General features: G+C 71.2%; 18 protein-coding genes and 1 tRNA gene. 11 read left to right on the top strand and 8 right to left on the bottom strand.

The window, feature by feature from the left end:
• Nucleotides 1-29: 29 nt before the first annotated feature.
• The 5 genes from HP445_RS17300 (at nt 30) to HP445_RS17280 (ending at nt 6,260) form a co-directional block, all read left to right on the top strand.
• A complete protein-coding gene (locus tag HP445_RS17300; RefSeq protein WP_254699645.1) occupies nt 30-2,012 on the top strand; it encodes a S1C family serine protease in 1,983 nt (660 codons plus the stop codon).
• A gap of 183 nt (nt 2,013-2,195) precedes the next feature.
• Entirely contained in the window at nt 2,196-3,239 is a 1,044-nt protein-coding gene (locus tag HP445_RS17295; protein WP_128781226.1) for a glycosyltransferase family 2 protein, read from the top strand.
• A 4-nt stretch (nt 3,240-3,243) separates the two neighbouring features.
• On the top strand, nt 3,244-4,065 hold the full coding sequence (locus tag HP445_RS17290) for a CDP-alcohol phosphatidyltransferase family protein (protein ID WP_110864465.1): 822 nt from the start codon (nt 3,244-3,246) through the stop codon (nt 4,063-4,065).
• 44 nt (nt 4,066-4,109) lie between these two features.
• A complete protein-coding gene (locus tag HP445_RS17285; protein ID WP_128781414.1) occupies nt 4,110-4,985 on the top strand; it encodes a glycosyltransferase family 2 protein in 876 nt (291 codons plus the stop codon).
• A 42-nt stretch (nt 4,986-5,027) separates the two neighbouring features.
• Nucleotides 5,028-6,260, top strand: coding sequence for a CDP-glycerol glycerophosphotransferase family protein (locus HP445_RS17280; protein WP_128781227.1), 1,233 nt, complete (start codon nt 5,028-5,030; stop codon nt 6,258-6,260).
• Between the two features lie 47 nt (nt 6,261-6,307).
• On the opposite strand, the gene HP445_RS17275 is transcribed toward HP445_RS17280, so the two are convergent.
• From HP445_RS17275 to HP445_RS17260, 4 genes are all read right to left on the bottom strand, one after another.
• Nucleotides 6,308-6,610, bottom strand: a complete 303-nt coding sequence (locus tag HP445_RS17275) for a hypothetical protein (protein ID WP_071405447.1) — start codon at nt 6,608-6,610, stop codon at nt 6,308-6,310.
• Nucleotides 6,611-6,726: 116 nt separating this feature from the next.
• Nucleotides 6,727-7,497 carry an ABC transporter ATP-binding protein gene (locus tag HP445_RS17270; RefSeq protein ID WP_071405446.1) on the bottom strand — a complete coding sequence of 257 codons (771 nt, stop codon included), beginning with the start codon at nt 7,495-7,497 and terminating at the stop codon, nt 6,727-6,729.
• Nucleotides 7,497-8,321 (bottom strand): ABC transporter permease, encoded by an 825-nt coding sequence (locus tag HP445_RS17265; protein ID WP_084741093.1) that lies wholly within the window; start codon nt 8,319-8,321, stop codon nt 7,497-7,499. The genes HP445_RS17270 and HP445_RS17265 overlap by 1 nt, the downstream gene beginning before the upstream one ends.
• A 44-nt stretch (nt 8,322-8,365) precedes the next feature.
• Nucleotides 8,366-9,061, bottom strand: a complete 696-nt coding sequence (locus HP445_RS17260) for a phosphocholine cytidylyltransferase family protein (RefSeq protein ID WP_128781228.1) — start codon at nt 9,059-9,061, stop codon at nt 8,366-8,368.
• A 297-nt stretch (nt 9,062-9,358) separates the two neighbouring features.
• Between HP445_RS17260 and HP445_RS17255 the strand changes: the two genes are divergently transcribed.
• The 3 genes from HP445_RS17255 (at nt 9,359) to HP445_RS17245 (ending at nt 12,580) form a co-directional block, all read left to right on the top strand.
• Nucleotides 9,359-10,684: an ABC transporter ATP-binding protein gene (locus HP445_RS17255; RefSeq protein ID WP_241660458.1), complete on the top strand. Its 1,326-nt coding sequence runs from the start codon at nt 9,359-9,361 to the stop codon at nt 10,682-10,684.
• The gene (locus tag HP445_RS17250; RefSeq protein ID WP_128781229.1) at nt 10,660-12,231 is read left to right on the top strand and encodes an ABC transporter permease; all 1,572 of its coding nucleotides are present in this window, start codon (nt 10,660-10,662) and stop codon (nt 12,229-12,231) included. Before HP445_RS17255 ends, HP445_RS17250 begins: the two co-directional genes overlap by 25 nt.
• Before the next feature lie 88 nt (nt 12,232-12,319).
• A complete protein-coding gene (locus HP445_RS17245; RefSeq protein WP_099051947.1) occupies nt 12,320-12,580 on the top strand; it encodes a DUF3039 domain-containing protein in 261 nt (86 codons plus the stop codon).
• Between the two features lie 158 nt (nt 12,581-12,738).
• On the opposite strand, the gene HP445_RS17240 is transcribed toward HP445_RS17245, so the two are convergent.
• Nucleotides 12,739-14,028: a nicotinate phosphoribosyltransferase gene (locus tag HP445_RS17240; protein ID WP_128781230.1), complete on the bottom strand. Its 1,290-nt coding sequence runs from the start codon at nt 14,026-14,028 to the stop codon at nt 12,739-12,741.
• A 114-nt stretch (nt 14,029-14,142) separates the two neighbouring features.
• Between HP445_RS17240 and murI the strand changes: the two genes are divergently transcribed.
• Genes murI through rdgB form a run of 3 tightly spaced genes read left to right on the top strand, consistent with a single transcriptional unit; the run spans nt 14,143 to nt 16,312 of the window.
• Nucleotides 14,143-14,988 carry a glutamate racemase gene (gene murI, locus HP445_RS17235; protein WP_128781231.1) on the top strand — a complete coding sequence of 282 codons (846 nt, stop codon included), beginning with the start codon at nt 14,143-14,145 and terminating at the stop codon, nt 14,986-14,988.
• Nucleotides 14,985-15,722 carry a ribonuclease PH gene (gene rph, locus HP445_RS17230; RefSeq protein WP_027464601.1) on the top strand — a complete coding sequence of 246 codons (738 nt, stop codon included), beginning with the start codon at nt 14,985-14,987 and terminating at the stop codon, nt 15,720-15,722. The genes murI and rph overlap by 4 nt, the downstream gene beginning before the upstream one ends.
• On the top strand, nt 15,719-16,312 hold the full coding sequence (gene rdgB, locus HP445_RS17225) for an RdgB/HAM1 family non-canonical purine NTP pyrophosphatase (RefSeq protein ID WP_027464602.1): 594 nt from the start codon (nt 15,719-15,721) through the stop codon (nt 16,310-16,312). The genes rph and rdgB overlap by 4 nt, the downstream gene beginning before the upstream one ends.
• A 95-nt stretch (nt 16,313-16,407) precedes the next feature.
• Here the strand turns inward: rdgB and HP445_RS17220 are convergent, their stop codons facing one another.
• The 3 genes from HP445_RS17220 to HP445_RS17210 form a co-directional block, all read right to left on the bottom strand.
• Nucleotides 16,408-17,115, bottom strand: a complete 708-nt coding sequence (locus tag HP445_RS17220) for a DedA family protein (RefSeq protein ID WP_027464603.1) — start codon at nt 17,113-17,115, stop codon at nt 16,408-16,410.
• 144 nt (nt 17,116-17,259) lie between these two features.
• Nucleotides 17,260-17,340 (bottom strand) — tRNA-Leu (locus tag HP445_RS17215).
• Nucleotides 17,341-17,531: 191 nt separating this feature from the next.
• Nucleotides 17,532-18,839, bottom strand: a complete 1,308-nt coding sequence (locus HP445_RS17210) for an MFS transporter (RefSeq protein WP_128781232.1) — start codon at nt 18,837-18,839, stop codon at nt 17,532-17,534.
• Between the last annotated feature and the right edge of the window lie 35 nt (nt 18,840-18,874).

Here is an 18,874-nt window from a genome sequence, read left to right as displayed (position 1 = left end):
TGCACGAGCTTGAAAGGAGCACGTCCAGCATGACCGACACCACGCCCAGCGGGCAGGGCGACGACCGCCGTCCGGACGATGCGGCTCCGCCTGCCGCCAGTGAGGACGCCGCAGCAGCGGCCACGAGAGGGAACACGTCGATGCCGAACGACTCCGACCAGCCGGACGAGACCCCTCGCCCGAACCAGAACCAGAACCAGAACCAGAACGACGAGACGACCCCGGACCACACGGACGTGATCCCGTCGTCGACGGACCACCCGACCGACCGCTACACCGCGCCGTACCCCGCCGTCTCCGGCGACTCCTCGGGTGCGCAGCAGGGCGGCTACGGCCAGCAGACGTCGCCGTACGGCCAGCAGTCGCCGCAGAGCCAGAACCCGTACGGCCAGCAGCCCCAGCAGAGCCAGAACCCGTACGGCCAGCAGCCGCAGTACGGGCAGCAGACGCCGCAGGCCCAGAACCCGTACGGCCAGCAGAGCCAGTACGGCCAGCAGCCCCAGAACCCCTCCGGGCAGCAGAGCCAGTACGGGCAGCAGAGCCAGTACGGCCAGCAGCCCCAGAACCCGTACGGCCAGCAGTCCCAGTACGGCCAGCCGGGCGGCGAACGCCCCCGCTACGGCGAGTACGCCCAGCCGACGTCCTCGGCCGCTCCGAGCTCGTCCTCCGAGTACGCGAACGCGTCCGCGCAGGCTCCGCAGTCGGCCACGAGCGCCTTCGGTGACGTCGACGGCGCGAACCAGCGCAACGGCCACTACTTCAGCGACGACGCCTCGGGCGCCGCGGCGACCACGACGACCAAGGACCGCTCGGGCCGCAGCAAGCTGCTCCTGCCGGTCATCGCCGCGGTCATCGCCGGTGGTCTGGTCGGCGGCGGTGCCGGTTGGGCCGTCTCCTCGGGCAACGACGGTGGCAGCGTGGTGTCCTCCGGTTCGTCGCAGGGCGGCAACCTGACCGTCAACGACTACGACTCCGCCACCGTGGTCACGGCCGTCGCGGCACAGGCGACCCCGTCCGTCGTCACCATCAACGTGTCCGCGAGCAACGAGGCCGGCACCGGTTCCGGCGTGGTGATGAGCAAGGACGGCTACATCGTCACGAACACCCACGTGGTCACCCTCGACGGCGACAGCTCGAACGGCCGGATCACCGTCACGACCTCGAACGGCAAGATCTACGCGGGCAAGCTGATCGGTACCGACCCGACGGTCGACCTCGCGGTCATCAAGATCGACGCGACCGACCTCAAGCCGATGGAGTTCGCGGACTCGTCCAAGCTCAACGTGGGCGACACCGCGGTCGCGATCGGCGCGCCCCTGGGCCTGTCGAACACCGTCACCGACGGCATCGTCTCGACGCTGAACCGCAGCATCCAGGTCACCTCGAGCGCCCCCAGTGAGGGCGGCGACTCGAACGAGGGCGGCAACGGCGGCTCGGGTCCCTTCGACTTCTGGGGCAACGGGGACAACGGCAGCAGCTCGTCCGCGAACACCACCGTCTCGCTCCCGGTCATCCAGACCGACGCATCGATCAACCCGGGCAACTCCGGCGGTGCGCTGCTCGACTCGAAGGGCCGGCTGATCGGCATCAACGTGGCCATCGCCTCGGCTGGCAGCTCGTCGTCGTCGGAGTCGGCCGCCGGCAGCATCGGCGTCGGCTTCTCGATCCCGGCCAACCTGGTCAAGCGGGTCGCGAACGAGATCAAGGACAACGGGTCGGCGACCCACGGTCTCCTCGGCGCAACGGTCGGCGACGCCACCGAGGACGCCAGCGCCACCCAGGTCGGCGCCCTCATCAAGTCGGTGTCCAACGGCGGTGCCGCGGCGAAGGCCGGTCTGCAGAAGGGCGACGTCGTCACGAAGATCGGTTCGGCGTCGGTCTCCGACGCCACCGACCTGACCGCGCAGGTGCGCTTCTTCGCGGGCGGCGCCTCGACGACGATCAGCTACGTCCGCGACGGCCAGACCCGCCAGGCCGATGTGAAGCTGGGAACGTTCGACAGCAAGGGCTGACGCCACCACACGACGGACAGGAGGCCCGGGGCACGACGTGCGCCGGGCCTCCAGTCCGTCACTGGGCGCGTCCCGTGACGGACGCAGGTGGGCGGTTCGGCCTCTTGATAGGCTCATGGTCGCTCTGCGGGGCGGCACCGCCCCGGTGCGTCCCGTGCCGCCAGCCAGCACCCCGAGGTACGCATGCAGTCAGACGGACAGCCCCTGCCGGGCGTCTCGTACGTGATGCCCGTGCTCAACGAGGTCACCGAGGTCCGGGCCGCCGTCGGCAGCCTGCTCGACCAGGACTACACGGGCCCGTTCGAGGTCATCCTCGCGCTCGGGCCGTCGATCGACGGCACGAACGAGCTCGTCGCCGAGATGAGCGCTGCCGACCCCCGGATCCGTGCGATCGACAACCCCGTCGGGTCGACGCCCGCCGGGCTGAACGTCGCGATCCGTGCGTCCGTGCACCCCGTCGTCATCCGGGTCGACGCGCACTCGGTCCTGCCGACCGACTACACGCGCATCGCGGTGCACACGCTCCTCGAGTCCGGCGCGGACAACGTCGGCGGCATCATGCGCGCCGAGGGCCGGACCCCCTTCGAGCGGTCCGTCGCCCTGGCCTACGGCAGCCGTGTCGGGCTCGGTGGCACGCCGCACCACGTCGGCGGCACCGCGGGCCCGGCCGAGACCGCCTACCTCGGCGTGTTCCGACGCGAGCGGCTGTTCGACGTCGGACTCTTCGACGAGGGCATCAAGCGCGGACAGGACTGGGAACTCAACCGGCGGCTGCGCCAGACCGGTGGGACCGTCTGGTTCACGCCCGAACTCGTCGTCACGTACCGCCCGCGGCCGAGCCTGAAGCGCCTGGTGCGGCAGTTCGTCGCCACGGGGCTCTGGCGCGGCGAGCTCGCGCGTCGGTTCCCGGCCAACAACGGCCTGCGCTACTTCGTGCCGCCGGCCATGGTGGCGGCGATGGCGCTGGGCATCGTCGCCGGGCTCGTCGGCATCGTCGGCGCCGTGCTCGGTACCCCGCTCGCCTGGGCGCTGCTCGGGTTCGTGGTGCCCGTCGTCTACCTGCTCTTCGTCGTCCTGGGGTCGATCGCCGTGGCGCTCCGCTCCGGGCTGCCGACGCTCCTCTGGCTGCTCGTCGTGCTGCCCTGCATCCACGTGGGCTGGGGGCTCGGGTTCATCATCGGGTTCCTGACCCGCACGTCCGAGCTGACCACCCACACGGGACGGTGACCGAATGACCGACCAGCCCACAACCGGCCGCGGATCCGCACGGCCGACCTCGATCGCCGAGCTCCGGGCCGTCGCCCAGCCGGACGAGGTCCGTGCCCGCGCCAACGCCGAGCACTGGACGGCCTCGCTGTACCTGCGTGACGTCTCGCCGTACCTGACCTGGGTGCTCCTGAAGACCCGTGTCAGCGCGAACCAGGTCACCGGCCTGATGATCCTGGTGGGCTGGAGCGTCGCCGCCGCCCTGCTCATCCCCGGCATCTGGGGCGCCGCGCTGGCGCTCGTGCTCGGGCAGCTGCAGATGCTCGTCGACTGCTCGGACGGCGAGGTCGCCCGGTGGCGCGGCACGAAGTCGCCCGCCGGGGTGTTCCTCGACAAGGTGGGGCACTACACGACCGAGGGCCTGATCCCGGTCGCGCTCGGCATCCGTGCCGCCACGTGGCCGATCCACGACGCCGACTGGATGTGGACCACGATCGGCTGCGCACTCGGCCTGGTCATCGTGCTGAACAAGGCCCTCAACGACATGGTGCACGTGGCCCGCGCGAACGCTGGGCTCGACAAGCTCGTCGACCGGCGGGACGCCTCCACCGCGCCGTCGGGTCGGAAGCTCGCCTCGCTCCGCCGTCTGGCGAAGTTCCTGCCGTTCCACCGCCTGTACCACTCGGTCGAGCTGAGCATGCTCGCGTTCGTCTTCGCCCTGCTCGCCCTGGTGATCGGCGACCCGCTCGCCAGCCGGATCCTGGTCGGTGCGCTGTTGCCGCTCGCGGTGCTCGCGACGGTCGGGCACTTCCTGGCGATCATCGCCTCGAAGCGGGTCAAGGCGTGACCGAGGACACGACCGTGCCCGGAACGCTGCGCCGCCACGCGGTGGTGCACCGCGGACGACCGCGCGTCGCCGTCGTGAGCCTGTCGCAGGGCACCCGGCCGGACGACCTGCGCCGCGGGCTGGACAGCGTGCTCGCGCAGCAGGACGTCGAGCTCGACGTCGTCTGCGTCGGCAACGGCTGGGTGCCGACCGGGCTGCCGGACGGCATTCGGGCGCTGGCCCTGCCCGAGAACGTCGGGATCCCGGCCGGGCGCAACGCCGGGGCCGAGGTCGTCGACGGCGACTACGTGTTCTTCCTCGACGACGATGCGTCGGTGCCGTCGCCGACGTTCCTGCGCGACGCGATCGCGGTGTTCGAGCACGATCCGTCGCTCGGCCTCGTGCAGCCACGGGTCGTCGACCCCACGGGCGCCGCGAACCCCCGCCGGTGGGTCCCGCGGATCCGGAAGGGCGAGCCGGACCACTCGTCGCCGGTCTTCTCGGTCTGGGAAGGCGCCGTCGTGCTGCCGATGGACGTGTACCGGGCGGTCGGTGGCTGGGGTGCCGAGTACTTCTACGCCCACGAGGGCATCGAAATCGCCTGGCGCGTGTGGGACGCCGGCCGTCGGACCTGGTACGCCGGGGACCTCGTCGCGCACCACCCCGCGATCGACCCGGCGCGGCACACCGAGTACTACCGGTTGAACGCCCGGAACCGGGTGTGGCTCGCTCGGCGCAACCTGCCGGCGGTGCTGCGACCGCTGTACGTGGGGTCGTGGGCCGCGATCCAGATCGCGCGCTGGTGGCGTCACCCCCGCCGACTGGTCACCTGGTTCGGGGGCATCCGTGAAGGATGGACGACCGACTGCGGTCCGGTCCGCCCGATGGGCTGGCTCACAGTCGCACGCATGACCATCGCAGGGCGGCCGCCGGTCGTCTGACCCGCCCGCCCCGTACCGCCCGAGCAGACCCGGAGAACGACCATGTCGATCATCAGCGACCTGAGGACCGCCCTGCGGCTCGTCGAGCGACTCCTGACGTCGCGCCGGAGCCGGCGGCAGCTCGCGCAGCGACTGCCGTCCGCGCCGAAGCCGGCGCCCGGTTCGGTCGAGATCGCCGTGTACTTCGCCGACGGTCCGGTCAACATGTACCAGGTGCGCCAGTGGTACGCGCCGCTGGCCGAACTCGCGAAGACGCACCCGGTGGCGATCGTCTCGCGGAGCCCGGGCACCATGCTGACCCTGCTCGACGAGTCGCCCGTGCCCGCGGTCTACGCCCGGCAGGTGGTCGACCTCGAGCACTTCGTCGACACCCAGGCGCCGAAGGTGGTGCTGTACGTCAACCAGAACGCCCGCAACTTCCAGATGATGCGGTACGGGCGGATGTGGCACGTCTTCGTCAACCACGGCGAGAGCGACAAGATGTACATGACCACGAACCAGTTCAAGGCGTACGACTACGCCCTGATCGCGGGGGATGCAGCGCGCGATCGCCTGGCCGAGGCGCTGTGGGACTACGACCTGGACGCCCGGACCATCGCGATCGGACGCCCGCAGGCCGACCACTTCGCCGGAGCGGCCCCGTACCCGGACGACGACCGGACCGTCGTGCTCTACGCCCCGACGTGGGAGGGCGACCGCGGTGCCGCAGCGTACGGGTCGATCGCGTCGCACGGCACGGTCATCGCCGAGCAGGTGCTGGCGTCGCCCCGCCACCGGCTGGTCTACCGCCCGCACCCGCGCAGTGGTGTGCTCGACCCGGCGTACCGCGCGGCGCACGAGCGCATCGTGGCAGCGATCAGCGCGGCCAACGCCGCCGAACCCGCCGCGCACCACCTGTACGACGACGGCGGTGACCTCGGCTGGCAGCTGGCGGACGCCGACGTGGCGATCACGGACATCAGCGCGATGATCTACGACCGGCTGGCGGTCGGCAAGCCGCTCATCGTCACGCGACCGGTCTCGCCCGAGGCCGACGTCGACGAGCGGGGGTACCTGAGCGACGCGAACTGGCTGACCGCGGCCGATGCCCCGTCGGTGCTCGCCCGTGTCGACGCGGCCGCGAGCGACGCCGAGGAGCTCGCGCGCCTGCAGCACTGGGTCGCGCGGTACTTCGGCGACACGACCCCGGGTGCCGCCACGGAGCGGTTCCACGAAGCCGTGGGGTGGCTGCTCGAGCGGTGGCGGACCGTCGCCGCCGAACGCGACGGGCGCTGACGGCCGGTCGTCACCCCGCGTGTTCCGTGGAGCAGGTCGGTGCAGGGTCACGGCTGGAGCCCCGGCCCGACGAGTGACATCCGCCAGAGGTACTCGGACCGGTCGGGCCGGCGCCACCGCACGATGACGACCCCCGTGTCCTCGGGGTCGGCGCCGAACACCGCCAGCGACAACGACCTACCCGGGTCGAGGCGGCGCACCGCGAGCGGCGGGCAGTAGCCGTTGCCCAGATGGGTGAGGGAGAGCCCGTCGACCGGCTCGGGGCCGGTGTTGACGAGGTCGTACCGACGCGGTGCGTGCGATCGGTCGACGGCGAACGGGACGGCGTACGCGGTTGGTGGGTGGTGCATGGGTGGAACGCTAGGGGGAGGGTCCGACGGCGGGACCCCGGGGGCGCACACGAGGGCCGGGGCTGTGGAGGGAGCCAGCGATACCGGTGTTGGTGCAGGGGGAGTACCCCGGCCGGTCAGGAGCCGTAGTCGGCCGCGTACCGGGCCAGCGCGGCCTCGATGGTGCCGTCGAGCTGCAGACGACCCTTGTCGAGGTAGAGCCCCCGGTCGCAGAAGCGACGGAGGTCCTTGTCGCTGTGGGAGACGAAGAACAGCGTCCGGCCGCCGGCCAGGAGCTGCTCGATCCGCTTGTAGCACTTCTCGCGGAAGGCCTTGTCGCCGACCGCCAGCACTTCGTCGACCAGGATGACCGGTTCGTCGAGCCGCGAGATCACCGCGAACGCGATACGGACCTTCATGCCGCTCGACAGGTGCTTGTAGGGGGTGTCCACGAAGTCGGCGATCTCGGCGAAGTCGATGATCTCGTCGAAGGCGTCGCGGATCTCGGCCCGCGACATGCCGTGCAGACCCGCCGTCAGGTACACGTTGTCGCGCACCGTGAGGTCCCCGACGAAGCCACCGGTGATCTCGATGAGGGGGGCGACACCGGCACCCACGTCGACGCGGCCCTCGTCGGGCAGCATGACCTGGGCCACGAGCTTCAGCAGGGTCGACTTGCCCTGCCCGTTCCGCCCCACGACGCCGATCGCCTCGCCCGGGCGGACGTCGAACGACACGTTGCGGAGCGCCCAGAACTCATCGGCACGCTTGCGGCGCCCGCGTCCGGCGAACAGGTCCTTGAAGTTCCGGCTCGCGCGACGGTTGCGCTTGAAGCAGATGCCGGCGTCGCGCACCGAGATGACCGGTGCGACGGTCTCGGTGCGACGGGTCTGGTCGGTCGCGGTCATCACAGCTCCTTCAGCACGCGGTGCTCGCTGCGGCGGAACACCGCGAACCCGATCACCAGGACGATGCCGGTCACGACCACCGAGGCGCCGACCTCGAGCCAGTCGAGCTGGCCGGGGAAGAACGCCGCGCGGTACATGCCGAAGATGCCGGTGAGCGGGTTGATCGCGGCGATGTCGCGCAGGGCGGAGGGCAGCGCGTGCGTGCCGTAGATGATCGGGGACGCGTAGAACAGGAACCGCAGCACGAGCTTGGTGGCGCGCTCGAGGTCACGGAAGAAGACCACGAGCGGTGCGACGATGAGGCCCAGGCCGTAGACCAGCGCGCACTGCAGCACGATCGCCAGCGGGAAGAACACGACCTGCCAGTGCAGGTGGGCACCCGTCGCGATCGCGAAGGCAGCCAGGACCGGCAGGCTCAGCAGGAACTCGATGCCCTTCGACGCGATGATCCGTGCCACCCAGATGGTGCGGGGGATGGTGGTCGAGCGGATGAGCTTCGATTCCTTGATGAACGCCCGGGTGGAGTCCGAGACGCCGCCGGTGAACCACATCCACGGCAGCAGCGCGGACAGCAGGAACACGATGTACGGATCTTCACCGACCGAGCCGCGGTGGAAGACCTGCGTGAAGACGAACCAGTAGATCCCCGACATCACGAGCGGGTCGAGGATCGACCACACGTAGCCGAGCGCCGACGTCGAGTAGCGGACCCGGAGGTCGCGGACGGTCAGCAACCACAGGGCCTGGCGATAGCGCCGACCGGCGCTCCGGGCCTTCGCAGGTGCGGGAGCCACGGGCGCGGTCGGCGCACTCGCTGTCGTCACGGTTTCCCTCCGGGCGGAACCGCCGAGGGGGTCCTGACGGTGGTTCAGGCGAACAGGTTGTTCGCGCGCTCGAGGTCCTCGGCGAAGTCGATCTCGACCGCGTACAGGTCGGAGATGTCGATCGGCGTCCAGCGTAGCCCGTCCTCGGCGATGGCAGCCTCGATGCCGCCCTCGAAGTACTCCTGGTCGTCGACGCGCCCGAGCTGGCGGATGAGGGCCTGCTTGTCAACGGCGGAGACGTAGTTGATGCCGACGGCTTCGCCGAGACCCCCGACGACCTGCTTGGAGAGCTTGTGGATGAAGCCCTCGGCGTCGACGGTGTACTTGACCTCTTCGTCGGAGACCTTGTCGGTGTTGACGCTGACGAAGGAACGGCCCTCGTCGATCATGTCGGCCGCACGGACGAGCGCCATCGGGTCGAAGACCACGTCGCCGTTCATCCAGAGGACACCGCTCTTGCCGGTGGCCTTGAGGGCGCGCAGCAGGCTCTTCGAGGTGTTGGTGGAGTCGTAGGACTCGTTGTAGACGAAGTTCGCTTCGGGGAACGCCTCGACGATGTGCTCCGACTTGTAGCCGACGACGATCGTCACGCGGGCGCTCGAACCGAACGCGGCGCGGATGTTGTCGAACTGCTGCTGCATGATGGTGCGGCCGTCACTGAGCTCCGTGAGCGGCTTCGGCAGGCTGCGGCCGAGACGGCTGCCCATCCCCGCTGCGAGGATCACGATCTGCGTGGTCATGCTGGTCCCTTCTGGTGTCCGCCCGCGCACCCTGGGGTACGGGCGGGCCTCGTCGAGTCTGCGCTTCCAACGTCCGAGTTGCCCGAGAACCGGTCGCGTCGACGTGGTCGTCGCAGCGAGGAGGCTGCCGGGATCGCCTGCTGGAGCAGGTTTCCAAGTGGTGAACACTCCTTCGTGCCCTGGTGAATGATACGGAAACACCCCCTCGCGGGGTACGGGTCTGCGTGCTTCGTACTCAATTCGTGACCCTGGCCGAGACGGTTCCCGACGGTCGGAGAGCGTTGGTACGGTGGGTCGATGCCAGCGCGAGCAGAGAACGAGGACGTGTACGCCACGGCCGACGCTGCCTGGATGACCGAGGCGGGGGACGCCGACGACGCGGACACCGCCGCGGCTGCTGAGGACGACGCAGCCGACGACGACACGGGGGACACTGATGCGGACGACGCCGCCACTGATGACGCGATGACCGACGGGACGGCCGTCCGCACCGACGCGACGACTGTGACCCACTCGGACGACGCGACGACCGCCACCGACGCAACGACGGGCACCGACGCGACGACCGCCACCGACGCAACGACGGGCACCGACGCGACGACCGAGACCCGCACGGACGACGCGACGACGGACACCCGCACCGACGACGCGACGGCCGCAGCGCCCCGCCCCGCGAAGGCGCGCAACGGCAAGGGACGCACCAAGCGCCCGACGAAGGCCGCCCCGCGGACCGACGCCGCGCCTCCCGTCCCGACCGACGCGGACGACGCGACGGACGTCGCTGAGCGGGCGAGCACCACCGCGCCCGCGGCGAAGAAGCGTGCGCCCCGCACCGCCGCCCCGAAGCAGCCGCAGACGCTCCAGCCCGTCGTCCTCGCAGCGAGCGGCCTGGTCAAGCGCTACGGGCAGACCCTGGCCGTCGACGAGGTCGACCTCGAGATCCGGCAGGGCTCCATCTTCGGCGTGGTCGGCCCGAACGGCGCCGGCAAGACGACGACCCTCTCCATGATCACCGGACTGCTGCGTCCCGACGCCGGCTCGGTGACGGTGCTCGACCACGACGTCTGGGCCGACCCGACGGCGGCGAAGCGCAGTCTCGGTGTGCTGCCGGACCGGCTCCGCCTGTTCGACCGGTTGACCGGCGCGCAGCTCCTCTACTACTCGGCCACACTCCGCGGGCTCGACGGGGCCACCGCCCGGAAGCGCAGCGCCGACCTCGCCGAGGCCTTCGGGCTGGGCGAGGCGCTGGGCCGCCAGGTCGCCGACTACTCCGTCGGCATGGCGAAGAAGATCGCCCTGGCCGCGACCCTGATCCACTCGCCGCGGGTGCTCGTGCTCGACGAACCGTTCGAGTCGGTCGACCCGGTGAGTGCGGCGACGATCACGGACATCCTGCGCCGGTACACCCGGGGCGGCGGCACTGTCGTGCTGTCCAGCCACTCGATGGAGCTCGTGCAGCGCACCTGTGACTCGGTCGCCATCATCGTCGGCGGCAAGGTCCTGGCGTCCGGCACCATGGCCCAGGTCCGCGGGCGCAAGAGCCTCGAGGACAAGTTCGTCGAACTCGCCGGCGGTCGTGTCGTCGCGGAGAGCATGGAATGGTTGCACAGCTTCTCCGGCTGAGGGCGGACCTGCTCGCGGGCGAGGTCCGCGGCACCGCCCGCCGGTCCGTCGCCGTCGTGCTCGGGAGCCTCGTCGGACTCCTCGCCGCCGTGTTCGTCGCGTCGCAGACCATCGCCCTCGGTGACGCCGACCCGGACGTCGCGCGTGCCGTCATCGTGCCCGTGGGCACCCTGATCACCTTCGGGTTCACGGTCGTGCCGCTCGTCGTCGGCCGGAGCGACCAGCTCCACCCGCGGCGTTTCGCGGTGTTCGGCATCGAGCGCCGTCGCCTGGCGACCGGACTCGTCGTCGCCGGCCTCGTCGGCATCCCGGTGATCGGTGTGGTGGTCGTCGCGGTCGGCCAGGTCGTCGCCTGGGCCCGTGACCCCGGTCTCGGGCTGCTCGCGGTGCTCGGCGGGCTCCTCGGCGTCGTCACGTGCGCGCTCCTCATCCGGGTCTGCTGCACCGTCGGCTCCCGGCTGATCGGGCCGGACCGCTCCCGCGACGCCGGGTGGCTGGTGGCCTTGGTCATCATCGCGCTGTCGATCCCGACGGTGGCGCTGCTGCTGCGCGTCGACTGGCTCGACCCGCAGGGCGCGGAGATGCAGCGCGTCGCGGACGTCGCCGGGTGGACCCCGTGGGGCGCCGCGTGGGCCGTGCCCGCCGAGGTCGCGAGCGGCCACGTCGGCGCCGGTGTCCTGAAGCTCCTCGTCGCGGTCGCCGTCGTCGCGCTCCTCGCCTGGGCGTGGTGGGCACTCGTCGGCCGTGCGCTCGAGACCGTCGACGACCGCGCCCGCACCCGCCGCTACCAGGGCCTGGGCTGGTTCGACCGGTTCGGTTCGGCCCCGGTGTCGGCCGTCGCCGCCCGGGCGCTCACCTACTGGGTCCGCGACCCGCGGTACCGCACGTCGTACCTGATCATCCTGCTCGTGCCGATCGTCGTCATCCCGCTCGGTGTCGCCGGGGTGCCGTGGCAGTGGACCGCGCTCGTGCCGCTGCCGCTGATGGCCCTGATCGCCGGGTTCCTGCCGCACAACGACGTCTCGTACGACAACACCGCCGTGTGGCTGCACGTCGCCTCGGGTGCGCCCGGGTGGAGCGACCGGCTCGGTCGTGTCGTGCCCGTGCTGGTCGTGGGGGCGCCCGCGATCGTCGCCGGGGCCGCGCTGTCCGCCCGGCTGTTCGGAGACTGGGCGGCGTTCCCGCTGCTCATCGGCGTGAGCGCGAGCGCGCTGCTGTCCGGCCTCGGGCTGTCGAGCGTCCTGTCCGTGCTCATGCCCTACCCGACGGTGCGGCCGGGCGACCACCCCTTCCAGCAGCCCCAGGCCGCCGGCGTCACCGCCACGGTCGCGCAGGCGTCCATGGTGATCGGCATCGTGCTCTGCACGGTCCCCGCAGCCTGTCTCGCGGTGCTCGCCGTCGTGCAGGGTCCGGAGCCCTGGTCGGTGCTGACGCTCCTGGTGGGCATCGGGGTCGGTGCCGTCGTGCTCGTGATCGGTGTCTCCGCCGGCGGACGCCTGTTCGACCGCCGCGGCCCCGACCTGCTCGCCGCGGCACAGCGCAACTAGCGACATCGAACACCGAGCGACTCGGCGCGACGATCGCCCAGCGCGGACGAGCGGCGCGCCCGAGGGCGGACCGTCGTACCCTGGACCCATGAGCATGACGGAACCAGGCGGCGGCCTCGACGTGATGGACCGGGAGCTCGAGAAGCTCCTCGAAGACGAAGCGATCGAACCCGGTGACCACGAGCGGTTCTCGCACTACGTCAAGAAGGACAAGATCCTGCAGTCGGCGCTGTCCGGCAAGCCGGTCAAGGCGCTGTGCGGCAAGAAGTGGATCCCGGGTCGCGACCCGGAGAAGTTCCCGGTCTGCCCGGACTGCAAGGCCATCTACGAGAAGATGAAGGCCGAGTAGCCGCGACCAGCAGACGGACGGGAGGCCCGTGGCGACGCCGCCACGGGCCTCCCGTCCGTCATCCGGTCGCTTCGTGAGCAGCAATGGTCGGGTCCGTCACGCAGACCCGACCATTGCTGCTCACGAAGCGGCGCCGCGACGCGACGCATGTGCGTCCCCTAGATCACCAGGGTGGGGATGGCGGGGTCGCCGCGCCCGATGCGCGACGCGTCGGCGGGCAGCTCCGCCTTCGCGCGCTTGTGGTGCGCGCGTGCGGCCTCGACACCCTGCGTGCCGAGGAACGCCGGGTCGACCTCGCCGCCGGTGACCACGGGGACCAGCAGCGGCCGCTCGTCCGGGCCGACCTGCGCACCCGTGAGCACGATCTCGGCGGTGGCAACGCCGTTGCGGAGTCGTCGGCCCGCCTCCTTCCGGCCGCCGATCGACGCCTTGTCGGCCGACTTCTTGGCGACGGGGACCCAGTCGCCGCCGTCCGCGTCCCGGTGCGCGACGAGCTTGAACACCATGCCGGCGGCGGGGTGCCCGGAGCCGGAGACGACCGAGGTACCGACGCCGTACGAGTCGACCGGGGCGGCTCGGAGCGCGGCGATCGTGTACTCGTCGAGGTCGTTCGTCACCGTGATCTTCGTTCCCGTCGCGCCGAGGCGGTCGAGCTGCGCACGCACGGCGGCGACGACGGACGGCAGGTCGCCGCTGTCGATGCGGACGCCGCCGAGCTTGCCGTCGGTGAGTCGGACGGCCGTCTCGACCGCGGCCTCGATGTCGTAGGTGTCGACGAGCAGGGTCGTGCCGTTGCCGAGCGCGTCGAGCTGCGACCGGAACGCCTGCTCCTCGGAGTCGTGCAGCAGCGTGAAGGCGTGCGCCGCGGTGCCCATCGTGGGGATGCCCCAGGTGCGGCCGGCCTCGAGGTTGCTCGTCGCACCGAAGCCGGCGATGTAGGCGGCACGGGCGGCGGCCACGGCGTTCCACTCGCCGGTGCGGCGGGAGCCCATCTCGGCGAGCGGGCGGCCGTCGGCGGCGGACACCATCCGGGCGGCGGCCGAGGCGATCGCGGAGTCCGCGTTGAAGATGCTCAGGGCGAGGGTCTCGAGCACGACGGCCTCGGCGAAGGTGCCCTCGATCTGCAGGATGGGGGAGTTCGGGAAGTAGACCTCGCCCTCCCGGTAGGCGCGGACGTCGCCGCTGAACCGGTAGTCGGCGAGCCACGCGGCGGTGCCGGCGTCGATGACACCGCGGTCGCGCAGGAACCCGATCTCCTCGTCGCCGAAGCGGAAGTCGCCGAGGGCGGTGAGGAAGCGTCCGAGCCCGGCCGCGACGCCGTAGCGGCGGCCGTCCGGCAGCCGCCGGGCGAACACCTCGAAGACGCATCGGCGGTCGGCGGTGCCGTCCTTCAGGGCGGCGTCCACCATGGTGAGCTCGTACTGGTCGGTGAGGAGCGCGCTGGTCACGTCTCCGACACTAGTGACGTGACCCTCGGGAGGCCCGGATCACCCGGGCGCCCGGCCTGCGTGGCGCGCGTGGCCGCGTCGGTGCTGGTCGGCCTGCGTCGGTACGCTGGTGCCGTGACGGATGCACCGATCGGAGTCTTCGACAGCGGGGTCGGCGGCCTCACCGTGGCCCGCGCCATCATCGACCAGCTCCCGCGCGAGAGCATCCGGTACGTCGGCGACACCGTGCACTCGCCCTACGGCCCGAAGCCCATCGCCGACGTCCGCCGCTACGCGCTCGAGGTCATGGACGACCTGGTCGAGCAGGGCGTCAAGGCGCTGGTGATCGCGTGCAACACCGCCTCGTCCGCCGTGCTCCGCGACGCCCGCGAACGGTACGAGCAGGCGTACGGCATCCCCGTCGTCGAGGTCATCCAGCCCGCGGCCCGCGCCGCCGTCAAGCAGACCCGGACGGGCCGCGTCGGGGTGATCGGCACCGTGGGCACCATCGCGTCGCGCGCCTACGAGGACGCCTTCGCGGTCGCCGCCGACGTCACGCTGACCGCCGCTGCGTGCCCCCGGTTCGTCGAGTTCGTCGAGGCCGGGGACACCTCGTCGCCGTCCCTGCGCGAGATCGCGGCCGGCTACCTCGACCCGATCCGTGCCGCCGACGTCGACACCCTCGTGCTCGGCTGCACCCACTACCCGCTCATGTCCGCCGCGATCCAGTTCGTCATGGGTCCGGAGGTCACGCTCGTCTCCAGCGCCGAGGAGACCGCGAACGACGTCTACCGCCGGCTCGTGGAGCACGGGCTCGAGCGCACCGCGACCACCGCCCCGACCTACTCGTTCGAGGCGACGGGCGACGACAAGAACGGCTTCATCCGGCTCGCCCGGCGCTTCCTCGGTCCCGAGGTCTCGAGCGTCGGCCACCTCCAGACGGGGGCCATCACGCTGCCCCGCACCGAAAGGACCCCATGACCGACAACCTCCGCGTCGACGGCCGCACCGCCACCGACCACCGTCCCGTCACCATCGAGCGGGGGTGGAGCACGCAGGCCGAGGGCAGCGCGCTCATCTCCTTCGGCAACACCAAGGTGCTCTGCACCGCGTCGTTCACCAACGGCGTGCCCCGCTGGCTCGCCGGCAAGGGCACCGGGTGGGTCACCGCCGAGTACTCGATGCTGCCGCGGTCGACGAACGAGCGCATGCAGCGCGAGTCCATCAAGGGCAAGGTCGGCGGCCGCACGCACGAGATCTCCCGCCTGATCGGGCGATCGCTCCGCGCGGTCGTCGACACGAAGGCCCTGGGCGAGAACACCCTCGTCATCGACTGCGACGTGCTGCAGGCCGACGGCGGCACCCGCACGGCGTCGATCACGGGCGCGTACGTGGCGATGGCCGACGCGATCGAGTGGGGCCGCGCCAAGGGCTTCATCGCGAAGAAGGCCACCCCGCTCACCGACAGCGTGCAGGCGATCTCGGTCGGCATCGTCAAGGGGGAGCCGATGCTCGACCTCGCCTACACCGAGGACTCCGCCGCCGACACCGACATGAACATCGTCACGACGGGCTCGGGCAAGTTCATCGAGGTGCAGGGCACCGCCGAGCACGCGCCGTTCGACCGTGACGAGCTGAACGTCCTGCTCGACCTCGGCCTGGCCGGCAACCAGTCGCTCGCAGCGATCCAGCGTTCGGTCCTGGGTCTGGCGTGACGTCCCGCGAGGTGGTGCTGGCCACCCACAACCAGGGCAAGGTCGTCGAGCTGCGCGAGATCCTCGGGTCGGCGCTCGGCGAGGGTGTCGAACTCGTCGGGTACGACGGCCCCGAGCCGGTCGAGGACGGCGACAGCTACGCCGCGAACGCCCTGATCAAGGCGCGTGCCGCGGTCGCGCACACGGGGCTGCCGGCGCTCGCCGACGACTCCGGGATCGCCGTCGACGCCCTCGGTGGTGCACCGGGCATCCACTCGGCCCGCTACGCCGGTACCCGCTCGGACGCCGACAACATCGCGCTGCTGCTCACCAACCTGCAGGGCGTCGTCGAGCGGACCGCCGCGTTCGTGTGCGCTGCCGCCTTCGTGACGCCCGACGGTCAGGAGCACGTCGTCGAGGCGGTCTGGAACGGGGAGGTGCTGACCGAGCCCGTCGGTGACGGCGGGCACGGCTACGACCCGGTGTTCCGGCCGGACGACGCCGACCGCTCGTCGGCGGAGCTCACCCGCGACGAGAAGAACGCCCTGTCGCACCGCAGCAAGGCGTTCCGGGGCATCGCGCCGATCGTGCGGGAGCACTTCGGCGTCTGAGCACCGGCGCGCTCGTCGTTCCGCACAACGGAAGTCGCCCCGGACCACGTGATCGCGTGGTCCGGGGCGACTTTGGTTGTGCGCCAGTGCTGCGGCTAGAGCGTCGGGTCGACCGTCGGGGCCGTGGTGGCCTCGGCCTCGTTCGTGTGCTTCGCCTTTCGGGCGTTGCGCAGGTACGTCAGCGCCATCGGCACGACGGTCACGACGACCGCGGCGAGCAGGATGATGTCGATGTACTCGCGGACGATGTGCGCCACGAATGGGATGTGCCCGATGAAGTACCCGAGGAACGTCACGCCGACGCCCCAGACCACGGCGCCGATCGCGTTGTAGAGCGAGTACTTCTTGTAGTCCATCCGGCCGACGCCCGCGGCGATCGGGGCGAAGGTGCGGACGACCGGCACGAAGCGCGCCAGGATCACGGCCAGGGGGCCGAAGCGGTGGAAGAACGCGTTGGTGCGCTCGACGTTCGCCTTCGAGAAGAGCCCGCTGTCCTTGCGTTCGAAGATCGGTGGCCCGGCCTTCTTGCCGATGTAGTACCCGAGCTCGCCGCCGAGGAACGCGGCGGCGCCGATCATCAGCGCCGCGACCCAGATCGGGATGCCGCCGATCTCGCCACCGCGGTCGAAGGCGAACAGGCCGGTGATGACCAGCAGGCTGTCGCCCGGGAAGATGAAGCCGATGAGCAGACCGGTCTCGGCGAACACGATCGCGCAGACCACGAGCACGGCGATGGCCCCGAAGTGGTCGAGGATGTACTGCGGATCGAGCCACGGGATCAGGGCGAGTGCGACGGAGTGCATGGTTCTTCCGGTCGTGGAGCGGGAGTCACGGGGAGGACTCCCGCGGGATGAGGGTACCGCCCGGAAGTGACCGGGCCATCCCTCGCAGGGTTGACCTGCACAAGGCGTGCGGATGACCGCAACGGTGCGCCAGGAGGGACTCGGTGCGGAAGGAGGGACTCGAACCCTCACGCCTGGGGCACAGGAACCTAAATCCTGCGTGTCTACCGATTCCACCACTCCCGCGAGCAGCGGCAGTCTACCGAGCGCGGGGTGCGGGGCGAACGTGCGCCGGGCCTCCAGGCCGTGGGACGCACCGTGCGCGGTCCGCGCCCGGGTGCGAGCCTGGCGGCTGCGTGCGGCGCTGTAGGTGTGCACGTGCGGTCAACCACGCACGGAGCGGAGGAGCGCGCACGGTGCGCCAGCGCAGCAGCGCGTCAGCGCAGCGGACGCGGCAGGTACCGGGGCACGTACCGGAGCAGGATGCCCGCGCCGACCAGGCCGAGCACGCCCATCACCCCGCTCGCGACGGCGATGGACGCGACGGCGGTCACGCCGGAGATGAGGAGCGGTGCGGCTGCCGACCCGAAGTCGCCGGTGAACCGCCAGGCCCCCAGGAACGGTGCCGGGGCGTCGCGCGGTGCGAGGTCCGCGCCGAGCGTCATGAGGATGCCGGAGCCGACCCCGTTCGCCAGGGACATGCCCATCGCGATCGCGACGAACCAGCCGACCCGGGCGTCCAGGTGGCCGCTCCAGGCGAGCAGGAAGTAGCTGATGCTCAGACCGAGCATGCAGGGCAGCGCGCTCGCGAGCCGTCCCCAGCGGTCCATGATCTGCCCGCTCGTGTAGAACAGCGCGAAGTCGACTGCTCCGGCGATGCCGATCACGAGGGCCGCGGTCGAGTCGTCGAGACCGACGCTCACCGCCCAGAGCGGCAGGATCACCTGCCGCCCGGCGCGCATCGCACCGATCAGGCCGGCGCCGCTGCCGAGCCGCAGCAGGACCGCCCCGTTCGCGCGGATGGTGCGGAAGAGGCCCTGCGCCTCCTGCTGGACGAACTGCGCGCCGGTGTCGGCAGGCGGTTCGGTCGGTTGGTCGCTCGCGTCCGTCGCGTGGTCGGCCGACAGCCGGGAGGCCCGTGGCGGCAACCGCAGACCGCGTGTGCCCGTCGCGGGGTCGCGCAGCACCAGGAGCACGGTCGCCGCCGCCAGGCAGCAGACGACGTGGATCCAGAAGGCGCTGCTGGTGGTGCCGGTCAGGTGGATGACGCCGGCGGCGATGAACGGGCCGACGAAGTAGCCGAAGCGGAAGACGCCGCCCAGGCTCGACAGCGCCCGGGCCCGGATCCGCAGGGGGATCGCGGTGGTCATGTAGGCGTGCCGGGCGAGGGCGAACACCGCGGTGGAGACACCGACCAGGAACACCCCGAGTGCCAGGACCCAGGCGTTCGCGGCCGTCGTGGCGACGACCAGCCCGACCACGGACACGAGCGCAGCCCCGATCATCGCGTTCCGCTCGCCGATGCGGGCGACGACGATGCCGGACGGCACGTCGCCGATGAGCTCGCCGACCAGGATGAGCGAGGCGACGAAGCCCGCGAACGCCAGGCTGGCACCGAGCGAGTCGGCCGCGATCGGGATGATCGGGATGATCGCGCCCTCGCCGATCGCGAAGAGCGCAGCGGGCAGGAACCCGGACAGCAGGACGGACCGGAAGTCGAATGAGTCGTTCCCCGTCGTGGCCATCGCCCGACCAACGGTACGCCAGCGGTACCGCTTCG

The organism is Curtobacterium flaccumfaciens (genome assembly GCF_013359815.1).
Lineage (GTDB): Bacteria > Actinomycetota > Actinomycetes > Actinomycetales > Microbacteriaceae > Curtobacterium > Curtobacterium flaccumfaciens.
The sequence above is the reverse complement of the archived record's forward strand: the minus strand, read 5'-3'. Positions and strand labels throughout refer to the sequence as shown.